Annotated in this window: 14 protein-coding genes and 6 pseudogenes; 5 read left to right on the top strand and 15 right to left on the bottom strand. The window is 68.0% G+C overall.

Annotated elements, in window-relative coordinates; translation table 11 throughout:
* Positions 1-20: 20 nt before the first annotated feature.
* Entirely contained in the window at positions 21-332 is a 312-nt protein-coding gene (locus tag E2E34_RS10035) for a DUF6355 family natural product biosynthesis protein (RefSeq protein WP_138901549.1), read from the bottom strand.
* A gap of 1076 nt (positions 333-1408) precedes the next feature.
* On the opposite strand from E2E34_RS10035, the pseudogene E2E34_RS10025 reads away from it, so the two are divergent.
* A pseudogene (locus E2E34_RS10025) lies at positions 1409-1628 on the top strand (Tn3 family transposase); the annotation flags it as partial.
* 97 nt (positions 1629-1725) lie between these two features.
* Here E2E34_RS10025 and E2E34_RS10020 read toward each other — a convergent pair.
* From E2E34_RS10020 to E2E34_RS10005, 4 genes are all read right to left on the bottom strand, one after another.
* Positions 1726-2904 carry a GDSL-type esterase/lipase family protein gene (locus E2E34_RS10020; RefSeq protein ID WP_138901547.1) on the bottom strand — a complete coding sequence of 393 codons (1179 nt, stop codon included), beginning with the start codon at positions 2902-2904 and terminating at the stop codon, positions 1726-1728.
* A 67-nt stretch (positions 2905-2971) separates the two neighbouring features.
* Complete coding sequence (locus E2E34_RS10015; protein WP_138901557.1) at positions 2972-3541, bottom strand: TetR/AcrR family transcriptional regulator; 570 nt, start codon at positions 3539-3541, stop codon at positions 2972-2974.
* A 904-nt stretch (positions 3542-4445) separates the two neighbouring features.
* On the bottom strand, positions 4446-4571 hold the full coding sequence (locus tag E2E34_RS36970; RefSeq protein WP_279637879.1) for a hypothetical protein: 126 nt from the start codon (positions 4569-4571) through the stop codon (positions 4446-4448).
* Positions 4572-4769: 198 nt separating this feature from the next.
* On the bottom strand, positions 4770-6017 hold the full coding sequence (locus tag E2E34_RS10005) for a serine hydrolase domain-containing protein (protein WP_138901546.1): 1248 nt from the start codon (positions 6015-6017) through the stop codon (positions 4770-4772).
* Positions 6018-6494: 477 nt separating this feature from the next.
* Here E2E34_RS10005 and E2E34_RS10000 point away from each other — a divergent pair.
* A pseudogene (locus E2E34_RS10000) lies at positions 6495-6758 on the top strand (hypothetical protein); the annotation flags it as partial.
* A 140-nt stretch (positions 6759-6898) separates the two neighbouring features.
* On the opposite strand, the gene E2E34_RS09990 reads toward E2E34_RS10000, so the two are convergent.
* Positions 6899-7777, bottom strand: a complete 879-nt coding sequence (locus E2E34_RS09990) for an alpha/beta hydrolase (protein ID WP_138901545.1) — start codon at positions 7775-7777, stop codon at positions 6899-6901.
* Between the two features lie 1236 nt (positions 7778-9013).
* Positions 9014-10226: pseudogene (gene thrS, locus E2E34_RS09980) on the bottom strand (threonine--tRNA ligase).
* A gap of 981 nt (positions 10227-11207) precedes the next feature.
* Between thrS and E2E34_RS09975 the strand changes: the two are divergent.
* Positions 11208-12043: pseudogene (locus E2E34_RS09975) on the top strand (IS5 family transposase).
* Here E2E34_RS09975 and E2E34_RS09970 read toward each other — a convergent pair.
* Both E2E34_RS09970 and E2E34_RS09965 read right to left on the bottom strand, forming a co-directional pair.
* On the bottom strand, positions 12008-12382 hold the full coding sequence (locus tag E2E34_RS09970; RefSeq protein ID WP_244315600.1) for a hypothetical protein: 375 nt from the start codon (positions 12380-12382) through the stop codon (positions 12008-12010). The pseudogene E2E34_RS09975 and the gene E2E34_RS09970 sit on opposite strands and share 36 nt — an antisense overlap.
* A 220-nt stretch (positions 12383-12602) precedes the next feature.
* On the bottom strand, positions 12603-13478 hold the full coding sequence (locus E2E34_RS09965) for a LysR family transcriptional regulator (protein WP_138901544.1): 876 nt from the start codon (positions 13476-13478) through the stop codon (positions 12603-12605).
* 264 nt (positions 13479-13742) lie between these two features.
* Here E2E34_RS09965 and E2E34_RS09960 point away from each other — a divergent pair, with 264 nt between their 5' ends.
* On the top strand, positions 13743-14384 hold the full coding sequence (locus E2E34_RS09960; RefSeq protein WP_138901543.1) for a mycothiol-dependent nitroreductase Rv2466c family protein: 642 nt from the start codon (positions 13743-13745) through the stop codon (positions 14382-14384).
* A gap of 54 nt (positions 14385-14438) precedes the next feature.
* Positions 14439-15419 carry an EamA family transporter gene (locus tag E2E34_RS09955; RefSeq protein WP_138901542.1) on the top strand — a complete coding sequence of 327 codons (981 nt, stop codon included), beginning with the start codon at positions 14439-14441 and terminating at the stop codon, positions 15417-15419.
* On the opposite strand, the pseudogene E2E34_RS36345 reads toward E2E34_RS09955, so the two are convergent.
* From E2E34_RS36345 to E2E34_RS36335, 6 genes and pseudogenes are all read right to left on the bottom strand, one after another.
* A pseudogene (locus tag E2E34_RS36345) lies at positions 15371-15583 on the bottom strand (Uma2 family endonuclease); the annotation flags it as partial. The gene E2E34_RS09955 and the pseudogene E2E34_RS36345 sit on opposite strands and share 49 nt — an antisense overlap.
* A gap of 466 nt (positions 15584-16049) precedes the next feature.
* Positions 16050-16994, bottom strand: coding sequence for an HNH endonuclease family protein (locus E2E34_RS09945; RefSeq protein WP_138901541.1), 945 nt, complete (start codon positions 16992-16994; stop codon positions 16050-16052).
* A complete protein-coding gene (locus E2E34_RS09940) occupies positions 16991-17650 on the bottom strand; it encodes a class I SAM-dependent methyltransferase (protein ID WP_138901540.1) in 660 nt (219 codons plus the stop codon). The genes E2E34_RS09945 and E2E34_RS09940 overlap by 4 nt, the downstream gene beginning before the upstream one ends.
* Positions 17651-18065: 415 nt before the next feature.
* Positions 18066-19385 carry a UDP-glucose dehydrogenase family protein gene (locus E2E34_RS09935; RefSeq protein ID WP_138901539.1) on the bottom strand — a complete coding sequence of 440 codons (1320 nt, stop codon included), beginning with the start codon at positions 19383-19385 and terminating at the stop codon, positions 18066-18068.
* Between the two features lie 71 nt (positions 19386-19456).
* Entirely contained in the window at positions 19457-19753 is a 297-nt protein-coding gene (locus tag E2E34_RS36340) for an NUDIX domain-containing protein (RefSeq protein WP_244315601.1), read from the bottom strand.
* A 109-nt stretch (positions 19754-19862) separates the two neighbouring features.
* A pseudogene (locus E2E34_RS36335) lies at positions 19863-19980 on the bottom strand (IS5/IS1182 family transposase); the annotation flags it as partial.

The raw sequence follows: 19980 nt of genomic DNA, 5'->3' as shown, positions 1-19980 counted from the left end.
GTGCCACCACGACGACTTCGTCAGCGCGACCGGGGACGGCAGAGCTTGCCGGTGTACCAAGCATTGCGGATCTGCGAAGTGGTACCGAGCTGAGTTGTACCGGGGTCAACACAGTGCTTGGTGTCCCACACATTGATCCGGTCGATCTTGATCTGGATTCTAGAACCGTCATTGGTGCAGTGGTTGTAGAAGGCAAGGTGGCCTCTGGTGAAATACCCGCAGGGATCCGGCGCAGGCACCGCCGCAACCGCGGGCGCAGCAGCAGCCGCTGGAGCGGTAACACCCAGCAGGAGCGCGGTAAGGGCGAGAGGAACCAGTCGTCGTGTACCCATGAGGAGAAGGTACCCATACAGCGCAATAAATGAAACGAAAGGACGCAATACGGCCGAATCGCAGCTGGCCGCTTGGGCGGACCCGAGGGGCAGGCGAGCCCGGTTCACGGACATCGGGCACCTCGAGTTCGGCCTGTAGATCTCCAGCAGCAGGGGCCCGAACCGCCTTCTGGGTGGCCCTTAGGGAATAGAACCCGCCCCATACCAGACAGCTCTGGTGCTGCGGCTCACCCAAAGGACCCGAAGTTCTGACCCGGATTGCTCACCGTGCCCAGCCCTCGTGCGGAATCCTGGCTGGCAGTACCACGTTCCACTGCCCCCCGCTCTCCCGTGCCGCCCCTGCGCCACAGTGCAAGCAAGCACGCGCCGATCACAGCTGCGACCACAACCACTAAGCAAACAATGACGCTCATGCGCCCCCCGTTCATCTGACGGAACCCTGTGGCACCATCTTGATCTGCACATTCTGCGGGACCGCTTCCTCGAGGGCAACGGGCATTCACATCGCCACGTTCGGCATCACCGTCCCCATAATCTGGCACTCGTAGGAGAACCCGCTCCCCGTGCAGGACGACCTCAAGGTCGCGGGCGGTGCATTGGTCGTGCACCCCCGGGAAGCGTCCGGTGTTGTTCGAAACCCCCTGCCGAACCTAGTACGCGATCCGGCCCATTCTGCAGCCAGCTGCAGTACCACCCTGTGGTGAATCTGCGACCAAAGTACCTGTCGGTCCCTCGCCTCGCCGATGCCGAACTCCTGGGTCACCGCGGACTCCGCCTCTGCTGCCAGTCGAGTCCCGGCCCGGCGTGTTGCTTGTGTAGCGGATCGCCCCGGGGGCGAACAGCGCCTTGCTGCAATCGATTTGCCCAACGGCTGGGGTGGGATGGGGCTGGATGCGCCGGGGCGGCTACCGCCCGCCGGGTGAGCGCCGGGTGAGCCGTGACATGGCATGAGCGAGCGCTGTTGGAGTAGTACTCCAACAGCGCTTCGCCATCTGGCCTGGTCAGGGGCATCGTCGGGAGTGTAGTGGGCTGATGGCGTGTCAGGGGCGGTCGTGCAGGACTGCCCCTCCAACGAGCTGTGGAACACCCGCTTCCTGGACGCCGCCGTGGCCCGGCTCCGCGCCGAGGGCCACGACATCGAGGACGAGGACGCGGCCCGTCTCTCCCCACTCAAGGACCGGCACATCAACTTCCTCGGCCGCTATGTGTTCAACATCAGGGCCAGCGGCCCCGGCCAGGGTCCTGCGCTCCTACCGTGATCCGGACGCGCCCGAGAACGGTGACGAGGAGGGGTAGCCCCTGGAATGTGTGGCCGAGTCCTGTCCGCCTACGGGGTGGTGCGGTACGGGGGAGCCAGCCATCACGCTCTCCCCGCCGGCCCCGGGGCTCCAGGTCAGCCAGTCGTGATGGCGAAGGGCCCGTTGTTTGCGAAGACGAGCTTGGCGAAGTTCTCGCCGATGCGGCGGTGTCCTTCGGGGCTGGGGTGGAGCGCGTCCGGCAGGGGGAACTCGTCGTGGTCGATCTCGCCGTAGAGGTCGAGTCCGTCGAGGTAGTGGAGGTTGGGGTCCTCGGCGGACCGCTGCTTGACGATGTCGGCCAGGACGTCGCGGATGATCGTGAGCGTCAGCCGTCCGGCGGCGGTCTCGGCCGGATCACCGGTGGCCTTGAACTTTAGGGTTCCACTGGAGAGGTCCGGCATGAGAGGCCCGGGGGTGTTCTCGTGGGTCGGACACAGGACTGGAGAGACCAGGAGCAGGGGGGTCGTGGGGTGGCCCTCGCGGATGGTGTCGAGGAAGCCGTGGATGGCGGGGGCGAAGGCGCGCAGGCGCATGGCGTCGCTGTTGACGACGTTGATGCCGAGCTTGAGGCTGATCAGGTCTGAGGGGGTGTCGCGCATCGCGCGGGCGATGAACGGGTCGACCAGTGCGCTGCCGCCGAATCCGAGGTTGATCAGCTCCACATCGCCCGCGGAGGCGGCCAGGGCGGGCCAGATGGTGCTGGGGGAGACGGCGTTGGATCCGTGGCTGATGGAGCTGCCGTGGTGCAGCCACACCCGGTGCCCCTTGTCCGGGGCCGGCTCGACGGGGGCGTCGGTGCGCAGGGCGATGACCTCGGTGATCTCCGCGTGCGGGAGCCAGATCTCGATGTCCTTCTCGTCGGCGGGGAGGTCGGTGAAGTGGGCGGTGCCGGCGGGGCCCGGGGTGAATTCCGCGGTCTGGGTCTGCAGGTCGGTGATGGTGCGCAGGTTCCCGCCGTCCACGGTGGCCTGGGTGGTGAGGCGGCCATCGACCAAGAGGTCGTAGACGCCGTCCGGCGGGGGCGGGAAGCCCACATAGACGCGCTTGGTGGGCAGGGTGTCCAGGTTGATGGTGGTGGCGCTGGTACGGAAGGCCAGCCGGACGCCGGAGGGCTGGGCCTCGGCCACGGCCAGCCGGTCGTCGGGGATCTGGCGGCGCGCCCAGGCAGGCAGCCGGTGCGGCAGCAGGCCGTGGGCAGTCTCTTCCACGTCAAGGTGTCCGCGCAGGAAGTCGGCGGTGATAGGGGTGGTGATCAGATTCTGTTCGGTGCTCATTACCTCAAACCTTTTTTATACGAGGGCTCGGGTCGCAATGGGAAGCCGTCGCGGGTGACGCGGCCGGTCAGGGGGTCGACCGGCTCCGCAATGCGGTGTCGAGGCAGTCCAAGGTCCAGGCCCAGGACTGCTGCGCGGCGATGTCGGTGTGGTCGAAGCCGCCGGCTGCCTCCAGAGAGGCATAGCCGTGGAAGACGCTGCCCAGCATGCGGACCGCGTGCGTCTGGTCCGGCTCAGCCAGGTCGTAGCCGCGCAGGATCGCCCGTGTCATCTGCGCGTGCCGGACGCCGGCGCTGGCCGCGGCGGTCTGCGGATCGAGCCGATACCGCGCTGCTTCGTACCGGCCGGGGTGAGCCCGGGCGTAGTCCCGGTAGGCGTTCGCGAAGGCCGTCAGGGCGTCCTTGCCCGCGCGCCCGGCCACGGCGTCGGCGACCCGGTCGGCGAGTTCCTCCAGCGCGAACAGCGCGATCCGGGTCTTGAGGTCGTGGGAGTTCTTCACGTGCGCGTACAGGCTCGCCGGCTTCACGTCGAAACGCCGGGCGAGCGCGGACAGGGTCACCTGATCGAAACCGGCCTCATCGGCGAGTTTCGCACCAGCGAGCGTCAGCCGCTCCGGGCTCAGTCCTACCCGAACCACAATCATCCCCTACTCTCGGTATGCCTATGGCTAGTACCCGTTTACCTATACCCTATAGGTAAACGGGTATTGCCTAAGGTTGGCGCACCTCTGCCGAAGGGGGTGAGTGCGACGGCGGGGCCGGCGAACCCGCACGGGCGCCGCACCTTGTGAGCAAGATCAAACAGGACGGCCCGGTGACCGCGAAGCGCCGTTTCGGTTCGCGGAGAAACCTCCCCGAGCGACGCAGGCCACGTCGAGCGCCCCCCTGCCCGCGCTGCCGGGCCGAACCCGGCTCACCGCGCCGCGCGCTCAGGCGCGGTCGCCGGCACCCACCACACCGGCCGCTTCACCCACGTGTCCCGACTCGCCAAGCTCCTGCGCGTGCCCGCCCCGCCGACCGCGGCCTCGGCCAGCCGTGGCGCCCCGGCACCCCCGTCCCGCTCGCCCTTGCGCCGGACACCCCGACCACCGACATCCAAAGTAGGCCGCGATGTGTCGCCAGCCGGCACGTGAACAGGAAGATGCTCAACCGGTGCGCGGGAGCGCGAACATCATCCCCGCCGTCGGCCACACCTTGCCAACAACCCCTCGTCGACCGGCTGCCTGCTTCTTCGCCACCACCCCTGCAGCCTGACGCGCAACGTCATCGCACCACACCGAAAACGCCGCCGTCCGCTCCCGTCCGCTCCTGGCCGGTGACGGCCAGGCTCAGGACGTTTCGGGCACCGCCTGGGCCAGCGGTCCAAGGTCGCCGTACAGGGCAGCGTGCAGCGCGGCGGCCAGCTCGCGAGCCCGCTCCTTCCCTCCACGTCGTACAGGACGAAGTGGACCGGCCCTGCGGAGGAGTCCGGGCGGATCTGGCGGGAGCGACCGGACGAAGACAGGCATTGAGGAGAATGACGAGCCCCATTTCAAGATCAACTCAAAAGAGGGTGGTCACCGTGACCGACCGCTGTTCCTGGGCGCGGTGCCGGTGCTGGACCAGGCCGTGCAGCACACCGCCGACGACGTAGGCGGCGATGGTCAGTACCGAGAGCCAGGCGATCATGCCCGCCTCGGCCCAGGTGCCGTCGGTGGCGGCTCAATGGTGCCGTCCAGCCGTGCCCGCGCCGACCCGCTCTGCGTCTCGCCTCGGCCCTCCATGGCCGTCACCGTGCCGTCAGGACGGCGGCACCGTGCCAGCAGGACGGCGGCGGGCCTGCAGGCTGCGGCCGGCGTGGCGGGGCACCGAGTGTCTGGGGTCGCGTCATTCGGCACTGGGGCACAGGGCGCGGTCCACAAGCCCGCGGACGGCCCGCTCGGCGGCGAGCAGCTGCTCGCCGCCGCCGGTGCCGTTGGCGACGACGACGACTGAGCGGCGCCCGTCTGCGGTGAAGCCGGTGCGCACCGTGAATCCCTCCAGGTCCCCTCCGTGGCCCCAGGTGTCGCCGCCGCAGGTCAGCGGCTGCTGCATCAGTCCGAGGCCGTACCGCAGGCCGGGGAACCCCACTTGGAAGTTCTCGCTGACGGACACGGTCCTGCGCATCTCCGCGAGCTGGGCGGGAGGCAGCAGGCGCCCGCCGAGCAGGGCGGTGAAGAAGCGGTCCACGTCGCGTTCGGTGCCGACGAGGGCAGCGGCCGCGTCCGCTTGGGAGATGTTCCTGGCCGTGGTGTCGGTCCAGGTGACCGAGCCGGGGAACAGGTGGTAGGTGTGGGCATGCGGCGGCTTCAGGTACGGGTCGTCGCCGGGGGCGTAGGTGCCGGTCAGGCCGAGCGGCCGGATGATGCGGTCACGTACCTCCTCGGCCCAGGGCCGCCCGGTGGCCTTCTCGATGATCATCCCGGCGAGGACATAGCCGGTGTTGGAGTAGTTCCAGTCGGGCTTGGGGGCATCGGCCGGTGCGGGTGGGAAGTCCGGTCGGTGGCGCACCGCGCCGGCGACCAGCTGCTCGGGGTCCCAGTGGTCAAATCTTGTCCGCTCGAAATCGGCTGCGGTGTTCCCAGTGTCCTCTTCGGGACCGTAGTTGTGGATGCCGCTGGTGTGCTGCAGTAGGTTCCTGACGGTGATGAGGCTGCCGTCGTTGCCGTTGCCGCTCACCACACCCGGCAGCCATCGCTCGACGGTGTCGTCCAGGGACAGGCGGCCCTCGGCGACGAGTTGCAGCACCACGGTGGCCACGAACGTCTTGGTGACGCTGCCGATCCTGAACTCCGCCTCGCGCGGCACAGGGCGGCCGGCGTGCAGCTCGGACTCACCCGCTCGGGCGTGTACTGTGCGGGCGCCGTCGCGCACCTGCACTGTGATGCCGACGAACCCACCCTCTGCAAGGACGCGGGCCGTTTCGCGTTGGAGCTGCCGGGAGGTGAGCCGGCCGTCCGCGGAGGCCGCGGTGTCCGCGGACGTCGGGTGGGGAGCGGCCGCAGCACCAGGCGCGAGTGCCGTGGACGCAACGGCGGCAGCGAGGAGAGCGGCGGTGGCAAGGCGGGCCCGCGAGGTCTTCTGTATTGCCTTCATGCCCTCACACTCTGCCGGGGCGGGTCGGCTGCGCCCATGACGGCAGCCTCCGGAACGGGTGTGGGGATACCTCCAGGATTCAGGTCGGGCCAGCCGGTAAGGGACGTCCGGGACGGGCCGGGGGAAGGACACATACATCGCGCGGGCGGAAGGCCACGAAGGGGACACCCGGGACGCAGGCGACTACGACTACTGGCGGCCACTCACCTCCGCTGAGACTTAGCGGTCACGAAACGTCGCTGACATTGCTCGGCAGGGCCTGCGCCTGCCGCCCGGGCCACGTCCACACGCGCCTTAAAGTTCACTCCGCAAGGGTTAAAAACCGGCCGCCCGTGCCCGAAGGTGACGCGCCGTCCCTCTCCTGGACGAGTCCGCGCCCACCGCTCCCCGTTCCTACCTCCTGTGGGTGACGCCGTGTCAGTGGAGCTCCCTACCGTCCGAATCGTTCCCCCGCGCCCCGACGGCGCCCCGACGAACATGACCTGGGAGCGTCGTGACGTCGTCATGACCAAGTGGCGCGACGGCTCGATCAACTACGAGCAGTGTGGCGTCGAGTTCCCCGGCTTCTGGTCGGTGAACGCGGTCAACATCGTCACCAGCAAGTACTTCCGCGGGGTCGTCGGCACCCCGCAGCGCGAGTCCGGTCTGAAGCAGCTCATCGACCGGATCGTGAAGACGTACACGAAGGCGGTTGAGGAGTACGGCTACTTCGCCTCGCCCGCCGACGCCGAGATCTTCGAGTGGCTTCGCTGATGAAAACGGGTTCTGGCTCACTTTCCGTGGAGTCGAGTTCTCCCGCAAATTTCTCACCAGCACCGTGGTCTCCACTGTCTGGCTATGCTCGACTCCGAACTGCTGCAGCACCCGGTCGGGAGGCCCTGTTACATCGGCGCTGCCTGGACCAGGTCGGCCAACAGCGCTGCGAAGAGGTGTGGGCGGCTGAAGTATCCGACGTGTGACGTGGCCAGGGTGCGGACGTCGAACGGGTTTTCCGGGTTCAGTTCGTCGGCCTTGCGGACCATGTAGTCCTGGACGGCCGGGGGGATGCTCAGGTCTTCGGTGAGGCGTACGAAGGTGTGGGGGACCCTACCCCATCGCCCCGCCAGGGCCACCGCTCCTTCCTCCAGTACCGCGTAGTTCTCGTCCGGGTCCATAGAGTCGAGCAGCATCCGGAACTGGTGGTCGGTGGAGTCGGCCATGACGGCGGTCTTGAGCTGCGCGAACAGTACGGAGTCGGTCTGAGCGGCACGCCAGTTGAGCCGTACCACTCCCTGATTCCCTGGGTGCGGCACGGTGATGCGTGCTGCTGCGGCGTCCAGCAAGTTGTCGTCGAGGACGTCCCACTTCTCGGTGACCATCGCTGGGTCACTGAGGCAGACCGCGGAGAGATAGACGACGCGGTCGAGGAGTTCGGGCACGGCGTTCGCGACGGCGGTGACGGTCAGGCCGCCGAAGCTGTTGCCTGCCAGGACCAGGGGCCCGAGCGGGGCGAGCCGGTGCAGGACGTCCACCACGTGGCGCACGTTGTCCCGCAACGTGACGCCTCGCATCGGGGAGGGCGCGGTGGCCAGTGCTGCAAGGTCCTGCGGCTGGCGGTAGTAGGCGGCCGGGTGATCGGCGTGGTCGCCGTGACCGGGCAGGTCTACGGCGTACGAACGGTGCCCATGGAGGGCCAGCTCGTTCTGCAGCGGCCCCCAGGCACGGGCATTGCCGGACCCGCCGGGAACAAATACGAAGGTGGGGTGTGCGGTGATGCGCATGAAGGAATCCTCGTCATCCTGAGGCGAACGGTGAACAGTGCGCGGATGACCAGGTGCCGACGGAACGCTCGGGTCAGCACCGAGTCCGAGTCACCGAACGGATGCGCAGAGACTGCCAGTTGTGCAGGACCGAGTACATGATCGAGACCATAGGTCCCGGCCCGGTACGCCAACCAACGAATTATCGACCGCCCGTGAGGAGTCGTGTTCTTGCGATCTGGGAACGTCGGGCTGCTGACGGGGGAGAGCTCTCCCCTTCCGGCTGATCACGATGCGGTTACGACGGAGAGGTTCTTCAAGACCGGCATCACACGAGAGCCGAAGACCGCACCTGTACGAAGTGAATGGCGGGATAGACCCGCCCCACCTTTCAGGAGCGCCCTGTAGCGAGCACCGCAGACGAGCCCGAGTAGACCCTTGACCGGGACGAGCAGTCCCCTCCGTGGACTCCTCCATCACCCCCTCCGCGCTCCGTCACCAAGGGCCGGGCGTTGCCGCAGGTCAGGCCCGGCGGAGCTGACAAGCCGGCTGATCGTGTCCCACAGTGTCTGATGTATGTGATCAGTCGCCGAAGCCTTGGCCGAAACCGCGGAGCACGGGGTCGAGCTCGGCCGCAGCAGCGCAGAGGGAGCAGAGCCGGACGCCCGGCTGCTCGGCAACCTCCAGGGCGCGCTCCAGCCGAGCCGGGGCGCATAATTCGGGGCCTCGGCGCAGTCGACAGAGTGGACGATGCCCTGGGCGAGGCCACGGCCAGGACCAGCCTTCCGCGGGACCCAGCCGGACAGGCGGCGCAGGCCGAGCGCCTCAGCGATCACTGAGGGCGGCGGGAGCGGGATCGGCGGGACCGAGCTGTAGTCGAGGTCGTTGACGGACCGAAACCATCGCTGGCGTCTCCACCCAGACCCGGTACTCCGCCGCCACGACGCCGCTGTTCTACTGGTGAAGAGGTGGTATTTCAGCCGTGCGCCATTCGGTCACCCCAGACTCGCGCCCCTGGCGATGAGCCCACTGCCGGGCAGAGGTCGGGACGGGCCGACACGACTACCGTCGCTCGGGCCTCGCCCAGCCTGGCGAGGCCCGAGCCAGCAGGCTGATGCCGATGGCCAAGTCGAGACACAAGAAGGCCGGAGCCGGAGAACGTCCGCCGTCATTTCAACCCCTCGTCCGACGCCATCGCAAAAATCACTCACTGGTCTCCTCGCGCCGGGCGGCAGCAGGCGTTGATCGCGACGCCTGTTACGAGGCGGCGTCCGCCCACAGGTCGGTGCTCTGGGCACCGATGAGAGCGCTGATGCGGGTGAGTACGTCGCTGACCGGCTGTGGGTCGAGCCGGCGTCCGTCACGCAAGCGCAGTGCGACCCTCCTTGGCGCCGATGACGGCTTGATAAGGAACCAGGCGGGCCTCTCGGAAACGGGCGCCCAGGCTGCCGCGTTCCGGTCCCGCGACCTGGGCACGCAGTCCGAGATGGGTGCATCGCTCGGCGAGTGCTACGGCGTTCGGCAATTCGGTGTCGGAGATCGGGAGAATAACCAGCTGAGTAGGGGCGAGCCAGGCGGGGAAGGCGCCGCCGTGCTGTTCGATGAGATGGGCGACGGCACGTTCCACACTGCCGATGATGCTGCGGTGGACCATGACCGGGCGGTGTTTGGCGCCGTCCGCGCCGATGTAGTGCAGGTCGAATTGCTCGGGCTGGTGGAAGTCGACCTGGACGGTGGACAGGGTGGACTCCCGGCCGGCACCGTCGGTGACCTGGACGTCGATCTTGGGGCCGTAGAAGGCCGCTTCTCCCTCAGCTGCCTCGTAGGGCAGGCCGGAGCGGTCGAGGACGTCGGTCAGCAGGGCGGTGGACCGCTGCCACTTCTCGGGTGCGGCCACGTACTTGCCGCCGGGGCCCGGGAGGGAGAGCCGGTACCGGGTCGGGGAGATGCCGAGCGCCTTGTACGCCCGGCGGATCATCTCCAGCGCCGCCTGTGCCTCCCCGGCGACCTGGTCCAGGGTGCAGAAGATGTGCGCGTCGTTGAGCTGGATCGCCCGCACCCGGGTCAGCCCGCCGAGCACACCGGAGAGCTCGGAGCGGTACATGCCTCCCAGTTCGGCCATGCGGAGGGGCAGTTCGCGGTAACTGTGGGAGCGGGAGCGGTAGATCACCGCGTGATGGGGGCACAGGCTCGGCCGCAGGACGACCTGCTCACCGCCGAGGTCCATCGGGGGGAACATGTCGTCGCTGTAGTGCGCCCAGTGGCCCGAGATTTCGTACAGTTCCCGCTTGCCGAGGACCGGTGAGTACACGTGCTGGTAGCCCGCCCGCAGCTCGGCGGTACGGATGTACTCCTCCAGGGTGTGCCTCACGGCCGCGCCGTCGGGCAGCCAGAACGGCAGGCCGGCGCCGATGAGCGGGTCGGTGTCGAACAGGCTCAGTCCCCGGCCGAGCTTGCGGTGGTCGTGCACGGTGGTCATCGCGGTCTCCCTTGCTGGTTGCGGAGCAAGTGACCGGGCCTACGACGAAGCCCCGGGGCACTTGCCCAGGGGCTTCGGATCAGATCATCTGTCAGCGCGCCGGGACACTCTCCGGCGTCGTCGTCATAGCAGCGCGCTTCATGCCGCAGACGTTAGCAAGGACGTAGCGACGTCCACACGGTCATTCCTCGTCATGTCCGAGCTGCGAGGTAGTGGGTCCAGCTGTCGTTGGCGTACCCGGCCCGTATCTCCGCTGTGGCGGGGCTGAGGCCATGGACGCAGACTTCGACCGCACCGAGATCTTCGGCCCGATTAATGGAACGCGCTGCAACGCCGCGTTCGCGTGTTCTCCTGGCTGCTGCTCGACGTGGACGCGGCCGCGGAGCTGCCGCTCGTCCCAGCCTTGCCTGCGGGTATGAGTACCCGGGGGACGACAGCTGCGCTGAGAACGATCTGCGGAGCGTGGGCCGCAGCCGCCCGTCCTGTCTGAAAGGCGGCCTTCCGCCAGACCGTACGACGACAAGCCGGGCACAGCACGCTGCCCCCAGCCGAACGGGGGTGTCAGCCGCCCGCCAGGGGAAATCGTGCTCCGGCCCGGACGGACGCGTCTGTGGCCAGTAAGCCCGGTTGTGAGTCGAGAGGACATGAAGCCTTCAGTCGCTGACCGGAGCGTCGCTGTAGACCTGCAGCTCAGAGCCGGGACACATATCAGAACAGGGACTGAAGCTCGCAACAGGGAGGCACATGTGGGCATGTGGTCGTCGGCGCGTTCACCTGCTGGTTCCACGCGAGCGGTCTCCAACCCACCTCTATGGTGGCGGCCTTCACGCGAACGGTTGGACCACCGGCTTGGCGCCGGAGTCGTGGACCATTTCAGCAAGCTGGATGAGGAAGCCGCACGGAGTAAGAACTCCTAACGAAATGATCTTCGAGGTGGTTGGATCACTTCTGGACCGTTGATCGGAGCGTGGGGTGGCTCGGCCGAAGCCGTGGGAAGTCGATGACGAGTTGTGGGCGGTGATCGAGCCGCTGCTGCCCAGGGTCGAGCGTCGGGCCCGGCATCCGGGACGGAAGCGGCATCCGGACCGGCTGGTGTTCCAGGGCATCCTGTTCGTCCTGCATACCGGGATCGCATTGGAATACCTGCCGCAGGAGCTCGGCTTCGGCTCGGGGATGACGTGCTGGCGGCGCCTGGCCGAATGGACCGAGGCCGGCATGTAGCCCCGGCTTCACGAAACGCTCTTGGCCAAGCTCCGCAGCGCGGATGCCCTGGACTTCTCCCTGACGGCGGTCGACGGCTCCCCCATCAGAGCGCTAAAAGGGGCTCCAAGAGGGGACGATGCCCCGTCGACCGGGGCAGGACGGGCGGCAAGCACCACTTGATCACCGATGCCACTGGCGTCCCGCTCGCCGTCACCCTGACCGGCGGCAACCGCAACGACGTCACCCAGCTCATCCCCCTGCTCCAGGCAGTGCCGCCCGTGCGGGGCAAACGCGGCCGACCCCGGCGCCGCCCCGACGTCGTGCTCGGTGACCGCGGCTACGACGACGACAAGTACCGCCGCCTCGTCCGCGCGCTGGGAGTGAAGCCACTGATAGCGCGACGCGGCCTCGAACACGGCTCCGGTCTCGGCACTCAACGCTGGGTAGTCGAGCGAGCCTTCGCCCACCTGCACTGGTTCCGCCGCCTACGAATCCGCTGGGAGATACGCGACGACATCCACAAAGCCTTCCTCACCCTGGGATGCGCACTCATCTGCTGGCGACGCCTGTCACAGCAGGCCCGAGCCCTCGCCCTCCCGCAGTAGCCATTCCCGGACCGAAGGAGCTCGGTCAAGGAGCCGCCTGACCTGCATCCCCTCTTCGCGTGAGGTCACCCTCGGCAGCGGGGTGAAGTCGTCGGGAATCACATCCAGCAGGCTCAGCACGCGGTCTCCCGCACGCAGAGTGATCAGCAATTCGCACCGCACGTGACGTGGAACGTCCGGGCGGTGGGAGAGGCTGTGCCACAGGACCGGCCACAGGTAGTGGGTGCCGTCGGGCGCCGCATTCGCTCGCACCCACGCCGGGTCCAACCGCTGGCTCAGGCCGAGGTCACCCGCCTGCTCCTCCAGTCTGAACAGCGAGGCCGATTCGATGACCTTCACCGCGAGGCAGCGGCTGTTCGAAGTCCATCACCCCATGCTGCGCGACAGCACCCCACGCCCGGCAGCCGACCCCAAAGAGTCATTCGGTTAGGAGTTCTAAGACGCCCCTGGATACGGCCTCAGAGTTACCAGCCGTACTGGCGACAACGGTCACGGACGAGCCGGGGCGCCCCCACCCGCATCGGATGGGGCGTCCCGGCTCGTCCGCGCGCACCTGCGTTCACTCCTCCTCGATGCCCAACAACTCAATGAAGGCCGCGGCCGCCGGAGTCCGGCTCTCCCGCCCCCAGACCACGAACTCGGCGCGGGCTGGTGCGTCCGTGACCTCGATCGTGACCATCCCGGCCATGCCCGCGACGTACGCGGGCGGAAGTAGGGCCACGCCCAGGCCCGCGCCGACCAGACGGGCCAAGTAGTCCGCGTTGGTCACCTCGAAGGCGACCTCGCGAGTGAGTCCGGCGGCGGTGAAGGCCAGATCGGACTGGGCCCTGCCGGCGGTCTTCGCCGGGAGGTCCACGAACACCTCGGAGGACAACCGACGGAGGTCGACCGAGGTCTCGCCGGCGAGCGGGTGGTCCGGGGCGACCACGGCGACCAGCCGCTCCCGGGCCAGTTCCCGGGCCATGACGCCCCGAGGTCGGGCCGTGACCGGGATGCCGAGAAAGGCCACTTCGATCTCGCCCTGCCTGACCCGCTCGACGAGCTCGTCGCTCGCTCCCACACTGAGACTGATCCGGGCCTTCGGATGACGCTGGTGGAAGTCTCTGAGGACGGCGGGAATGTCCACGGCAGCGACAGTGGGGATCAGCCCCACCGCGAGGCGTCCGCGCACCTCCCCGACGGACGCCGCGACTTCGGCGGCGGCCCGCTCCGCCGCATCCAGGCACTGGCGGGCGGAGGGCAGGAAGGCCGCGCCCGCCGGGGTCAACCGGACTCGGCGGCTGGTGCGTTCGAAGAGCCGCGCCCCCAGTTCCTTCTCCAGGCGCGCGATCTGGTGGCTGAGCGCGGACTGGACCACGAGGCAGCGTTGGGCAGCCCTCGTAAAGCTGTTCGTCTCGGCCACGGCGATCACGTACCGCATCTGCTGGAGCTCCATGGATCCATCGTGATTCGAGATCGATCACGTGACAAGCATGTGTTGGACTCATTGGTACCCCCGGCGCGAGACTCGTGAGGACCGCACACAGCAGGAACGTTTTCGGAGCAACTCTGCCGAGCGGGCCCGCGATCGGGCCCCACCGGCATGCCCTAAGCCGCTCCTGCGCTGCCCCCTTCCCTACCTCCGCACCTGGGCGCACACCGCCGAGGCATGCCTGCGCGCGGCCTCGCGCCCGTGACACCGAAAGGACGAGCGACCGCCATGAGCACCACGCCACCGCGTTCCGAGACAACCGTCGCCGACATCTGGGTGGACCCCTGCTGCCCCTGGGCGTGGATCACCTCACGCTGGATGCTGGAGGTGGAGCAGGCCAGACCGCTGGAAACTCGTTTCCACATCATGAGCCTGTCGGTCCTCAACGAGGGCCGCGAGGTCCCGGAGAAGTACCGCCAGGGCATGATCGACGGCTGGGCCTGCGTGCGCGTGTGTGTCGCGGCACAGCAGCGGCAGGGCAACGAGATGCTGCGCCCCCTCTACAACGCCATGGGACGTCTGATCCACCGCGAGAAGGTCGGGATCGGCCACGACATGATCCGCGCCGCCCTGGAGGAGGCGGTTCTGCCCGCCGACCTGGTCGAGGCCGCGGAGGACACCTCCTGGGACGAGCCGCTGCGGGCCGAGCACCACGAGGGGATGGACCCTGTCGGTTCCGAGGTCGGCACCCCAGTGATCCACGTGCCCGGACCGGAGCGGAAGCCGCTGGCGTTCTTTGGCCCCGTTCTCACCCCCGCCCCCCGTGGCGAGGCCGCCGGAACGCTCTGGGACGGCGTGCTGGCCGTGGCGAGCATCGACGGTTTCTTCGAGCTGAAGCGCGGCCGCGACCGCGCCCCGATCTTCGACTGAGCCGGCCGGACGGATGTCGCGAACCACATTGATTCCCGCGGGATTTGAGGCAAGATGAAGAACAGACAGAATGTACTGACGGCGGCCCTGACCGGCCTGGCTCCGGCGGTCTGGGGCAGCACCTACCTGGTGACCACCGAGCTGCTGCCCCCGGACCGGCCGCTTCTGGCGACAACCATGCGGGCCTTGCCCGGCGGCCTGGTCCTGCTGGCCCTCGGCCTGAAGCTTCCCGTCGGCATCTGGTGGTGGCGCGCGCTGGTGCTGGGCATTCTGAACATCGGCGCCTTCAACTTCCTGCTCTTCTTCGCCGCCTACCGGCTGCCGGGCGGCATCGCCGCCATGATCATGTCGGCGCAGCCCATGTTCGTCGTGATCCTCGCCGCCCTCTTCCTCGCTGAGAGGATCAGAGCCATCCACGCCCTGGCCTGCGCAATGGGCACCGGGGGCGTGGTGTTGCTTGTCTTCAGGGGCACGGCGTCGCTCGACACCATCGGAGTCCTCGCCGCAGTCGGCGGAGCGCTGTGCATGGCCTCGGGCATCACCCTGACCAAGCGGTGGGGCCGGCCGGAGGGCGTGGGTCTGCTCACGTTCACCGGGTGGCAACTCACGGCGGGCGGTCTGGTCCTGCTGCCGTTCTGGCTGTGGCTGGAAGACCTGCCAAACGGTCTCACCGGCTCCAACGTCATCGGGTTCGCCTATCTCATCATCCTGGGCGCGGTCCTGAGCTACATCGTCTGGTTCCGAGGCATCGAACGCCTGCCAGCCGTGGCGGTCTCCTTCCTGGCCCTGGGCAGCCCGATCGTGGCGACCCTGCTGGGTTACCTCTTCAAGGACCAGACGCTGTCCGCCCTCCAAATTGTCGGCATGGTCGTCATCTTCCTGGCGGTTGTGCTCGGCCAGCCGCGCCCACCCAAAATACCCAGAACGAAGTCCGAGGAGACCCCCTCGGCTCCACCCCGCACCCTCGTCTCGCCCTCCCCGACCAACCCGGAGCCTGTCACACAGCCAAGTTCGCGGGCGCGTGGCCGAATCTGATCACGGATCGCCTCTGCGGCCGCTTCATGGTCCCAGGTTGGCGACACCGGCTCGATAACCCCTTCCACGATCTGGGCGCGGTCACCCTTAATGCGTTGGACCGCGTACTTCAGGGCACGCTCCGGGTCCACGCCGGCGTTGTAGTCGGCAGGCGCAGTCGTCATGCGACATCCTTCCACTGAGCAACTGCCAGGCTGGCCAGTTGAGTAGTCCACCTGTTCGACTGGATTTGCTGTCAGACTTGCGGCTAAGGACGTCGCCCATGCACGCACGCCGCCCTAACCCAGTTTTAGTCGATTTGCCTCCAGCAACGGTGCCGATACCGGCCGGCTGCCGTCCTAAGCGCTCACGCCGAACCCCCTCGCTGCTCGCGGTCTGGGGGGCAGCGGCCGTCAGGGCCGCTCGCCGACGGGGACATGCAGCCATAACGACGGCTTGGCGTGGTGGGAGAGGCTGCCCGTAAGGGCTTGACCTGGTGAATCGCCTGAGCCGTATGGGGCCTCCGAAGCAGTGCGACTGGCTGCATGCTCTACGCGGTCCCAGGCCTGGGTGCTTGGCCTCAGATGGTGATCTGTACTGCCTTCAGGAAGTCTGACCAGGAGGGCACTCGCCGGCCGGGATGGACCTTGGTCAGGCTGTGTTGCAGGGTGCGGCGGAGAGGGTGGGGGACTGCATGATGGCCTCGTTGCGGGCGGCCAGTCGTGCGAGTTCGAGTGTGTGGGGCAGCCGATCACTTTTGGTTCTGTTGCAAGCGGCGTGGGCGGGGGCGAGGTTCCACAGGGAATCCAGGTCCGGTCCGTGCCAGGAGTCGACACTCTCCAAGCTGCGCATCAGGGAGAACGGGAACACGTGCTCGACGGCGATGCCATCACTCATGCCCAAGACATCGTCACAGATCAGGCAGCGACCGTGCTGGAAGCCGACTGTGGCCTCAATAATGCCGGTTACCGACCGACGGCGGCGCCTGTCCGTGAGTTGCAGCGTGTCCCAGTCGAGGAGGACACCCTCCTCTACCAGGCTGCGGCCGATACCCGCCGCGAAGGACGTCTCCACGATGTTCCAGCGGGCTCCCACTTCGGCTGCCAGAGAAGGCGCTTGCTCCGAGTGAGCCAACTGGAGCAGGTCGGGGGTCAGGCCCACCGAACGATGTTGTCCCGTTCCGAACAGCTGATAGAAGGCGTGGGGCACCGCGGTGTCGCTGCGCAGGTTGTGGAACTTCTGCATCACCATCGTTGGCATGGAGCGCACTGCCGCCGCCAGCAGCCGATCGGTGGGGTAATCGGCCTCCAGTGTCGCGGTGCTTTCCTCAGCGGCGATAGTAAGGAAGTCGTTCTCACCCAACTTCTCACCCTGCGGCGCCTGGGGGCTGTGAGCCGCGTGGCGCACCGGGCCCAGGGCATAGATGGCGGCGAACTCGGCAAGTGGGACGGTCTCCTGCCCCTCGCGCCCGAACTCCAGCAGAGCCTGGCCCAGAGCGAACTTGTAGGTGCGTGAGTTGGCCCCCATCAGCACCGCCAGCCGCCACGACGCCCGCGCCGAGGCGTCCTGGGCGTAGAAATTCGCCGGTCCGCTCACGCCTCCCCCTTGCGTAGTGCCACGGTCTGCCACCAGACCTCGGCACGGCCGAGCTGGTCGGTACCTGCCTCCACGAGCCGCACCAGCCGTAGCCCTGCTCGTTCCCCGTCACATACGACCTCTTCGGCAAGCACATCGAACATCACGCGATCCGTCGGCGGGTCGCCCCGTCGTAGCGAGATCACCAGCAGTCCCGCGGGTGCCAGGAGCGCGGCCATCCGCTCCATCGACCGCTCACGTTCACCCGGCAGCAGGTGCATCCACACCGCCGACAGCAGTATCACCTCGAAGTTGCCTTCCACCCGGGAAAGGTCGGGCAGGCAATCCTCCACCCAGCAAACGCCCTCGCTCGCGTACAGGCGCCGTGCCACCTCCCGCATCTCACGCGTCGGCTCAACCGCCACCACCCGATAACCGCGCCGCGCCAGCGCCGCAGCGTCGCGCCCGGTGCCGGCCCCCACATCCAGTGCCACCGCCGGAGCCAGCGGCAGCAGATCCAACACCTTGCCGTGCACCTCCTCGAACGTGACGCTCTCATATCGCTGCGCCAGACGGCCGGCGTTCTCCGCGTAGTAGGCCTGCACGCCAGCCACTGGTGGGCTCAGCACGGGGTCCACGCCGGGACGGGAGGTGGATTGCTCGCCGATTTCGTCCATGGCGTCAAGCTACGGCAGCCCTCTGACAGTGGCCGGTACGCACGTTCGGAAGCGTCTGAATGAGCTGATCGAATGCAGCGATGCTCAGCTTCTCGATGACAGGGTGGTCAAGGGTGTGAGAGGACGGAGCGACAAACTGATCGAGGTAGGCGTGAAGTCGCGGCCACTCCAGCTGCTTGCCAATCAGCTGTGCATCGGCTCTGGGAGCGGGGCTCGAGGGCGAACAGTCGAAGTGTCGCGCCCGGGGGGCGTACGCCGACTCACCCCACCGGTGCCCGGGGCCCATTGCCCGGGCACCGCGGAGATCGCGGCTGAGAGTCACAGGGGCGGTGTGGCTTTGAAGGTGTGAGTGCGGTGCCACAGGTAGTACGCCTCGCGACTTGGCGTCCACCAGTTGACGGTCACCCCTTGAGAGTCAGGGCCTACCGAGTGCGCGGACGGTCCAGCCGGCTTCGCGCCAAGTGTCGGTGTTGAGGGTGCCGCGACCGTCGATGACCCTCGGGGTCGTCGTGCGGGCGGCCAGGCGGTGCGGGTCGATGTGGGAGAACTGGGGCCACTCGGTCAGGTGCAGCAGCAGGTCGGCTTCTTGAACGGCGGCGATCGGGTCGTCGATGTAGTCGAGTTCGGGGTGGGTCTTGCGGGCGTTGTCGAGGGCCTGGGGGTCGGTGACGGTGACGGTCGCGCCGAGCTCGTAAAGTTTCTGGGCGACGGCGAGAGCCGGCGAGTCACGGATGTCGTCGGTGTTCGGCTTGAAGGCGGCGCCCCAGACGGTGATCCGCTTGCCGGCGAGGTTGCCGTCCAGCTGTTCGCGGGCGAGGTCGACCATGCGCTCGCGGCGCCGGTTGTTGATGGCGTCGACCTCGCGGAGGATCGTCAGGGCCTGGTCGACGCCGAGCTCGCCGGCGCGGGCCATGAAGCCGCGGATGTCCTTGGGCAGGCAGCCGCCGCCGAAGCCGAGCCCGGGCCGCATCCCGCGGCGGCCGATGCGGACGTCGTGGCCGAGGATGTCGGCAAGCGTGCCGACGTCGGCGCCGGAGGTTTCGCAGACCTCGGCGATGGCGTTGATGAAGGAGATCTTTGTGGCAAGGAAGGCGTTCGCGGACGCCTTGGCGAGTTCGGCGGTTGCCCAGTCGGTGACGATCGTCGGCGTCCCCGCCTCGATGATCTTGTCGAAGCACTGTCGCAGCACGGCCTCGGCCCAGGAGTGCTCAGTCTCGAAGCCGAGAACGAGCCGGTCGGGGCGGAGGGTGTCCTCGATGGCGAACGACTCGCGCAGGAACTCCGGGTTCCAGGCGACCTCGATCGCGTCGCCAGCGGGCGCGAACTCGTGCAGCAGGTCGCGGACGCGGGGTGCGGTGCCGACCGGGACCGTGGACTTCACCGCGATGACGGCCGGGCCCTTCAGGCGCGGGGCGAGTTGGCGGACGGCGGAGAACAGATGGGCGAGGTCGTAGGCGTTCTCGCCGGGCTGCTGCGGGGTGCCGACGCCGATGAAGTGGAGGTCGGCGAAGGCGATGGCCTCCGCGTAGGAGGCGGTGAAGCGCAGGCGGCCGCTGGCGGTGTGGCGGGCCAGCATCTCGTCGAGGTCGCGTTCGTGGAAGGGGGCTTTGCCGAAGTTTAGGGCGGCGACCTTGTCCATGTCGGAGTCCATGCCGAGGACCTCGTGGCCGAGTTCGGCCATGCAGGCCGCGTGGGTGGCGCCGAGGTAGCCGCAGCCGACGACGGTGAGCTTCATGACGGGGTTCCTTTGCGAGGTGGGGGCCGCCGACGGCCCCCACCTCTGCCCCGCCCGCAAGGGCGGGGCGGTCAGGCGTGCCGGGTGGCCAGGTAGCGGTTGATCCCGTCCCGGATGAACGGCGGGATCGTGCGGAATTCGAGGCCTTCGGGGGCGAGGAACTGGAGCTTGACGCCCTCAGCGAGGGGCAGGGCGGTCTCGTCGCCGTCCCAGGAGGCGGCGAAGAACGTGATCAGCTGGCCGGAGCCGTGCTCGTCACGGATTTCGAAGAGTTCGATCAGGTCGTCGACGGCTAAGCCGGCTTCCTCGTCGAGCTCGCGGACGATCGCGGCGGCCGGGTGCTCGCCGGGGTCGCAGCCGCCGCCCAGAACGCTCCAGTGATCCGGCCAGGCGATGCCGGGCAGGTCGTCACGCAGGTGGAGGAGGAGCTCGGCGAGGACGACGGAGAACTTCGACAGGGCCTCGGCATAAGAGGCCCTAACAAAGGCGTTGGACGTGTCGGTGGGTGATGAGACAGGTGGCGAGGCCGAGGAAGGCTTCATGGATGTCGTCGCGTCGTTCCCAGCGGACACGAAGTCGGCGAAAACCGTGGAGC

Source organism: Streptomyces albidochromogenes (assembly GCF_005981925.1).
In the GTDB taxonomy this organism is placed as follows: Bacteria; Actinomycetota; Actinomycetes; order Streptomycetales; family Streptomycetaceae; genus Streptomyces; species Streptomyces albidochromogenes.
Note: the sequence above shows the minus strand (reverse complement) of the source record. Positions and strands in the feature narration are given on the sequence as shown.

Bases quoted from the DNA above. Each gene is read 5' to 3' on its own strand.
- E2E34_RS10035 (WP_138901549.1), bottom strand. From the start codon at position 332: ATGGGTACACGACGACTGGTTCCTCTCGCCCTTACCGCGCTCCTGCTG.
- E2E34_RS10020 (WP_138901547.1), bottom strand. From the start codon at position 2,904: ATGAGCACCGAACAGAATCTGATCACCACCCCTATCACCGCCGACTTC.
- E2E34_RS36970 (WP_279637879.1), bottom strand. From the start codon at position 4,571: ATGATCGCCTGGCTCTCGGTACTGACCATCGCCGCCTACGTCGTCGGC.
- E2E34_RS10005 (WP_138901546.1), bottom strand. From the start codon at position 6,017: ATGAAGGCAATACAGAAGACCTCGCGGGCCCGCCTTGCCACCGCCGCT.
- E2E34_RS09990 (WP_138901545.1), bottom strand. From the start codon at position 7,777: ATGCGCATCACCGCACACCCCACCTTCGTATTTGTTCCCGGCGGGTCC.
- E2E34_RS09965 (WP_138901544.1), bottom strand. From the start codon at position 13,478: ATGGAGCTCCAGCAGATGCGGTACGTGATCGCCGTGGCCGAGACGAAC.
- E2E34_RS09960 (WP_138901543.1), top strand. From the start codon at position 13,743: ATGAGCACCACGCCACCGCGTTCCGAGACAACCGTCGCCGACATCTGG.
- E2E34_RS09955 (WP_138901542.1), top strand. From the start codon at position 14,439: ATGAAGAACAGACAGAATGTACTGACGGCGGCCCTGACCGGCCTGGCT.
- E2E34_RS09940 (WP_138901540.1), bottom strand. From the start codon at position 17,650: ATGGACGAAATCGGCGAGCAATCCACCTCCCGTCCCGGCGTGGACCCC.
- E2E34_RS09935 (WP_138901539.1), bottom strand. From the start codon at position 19,385: ATGAAGCTCACCGTCGTCGGCTGCGGCTACCTCGGCGCCACCCACGCG.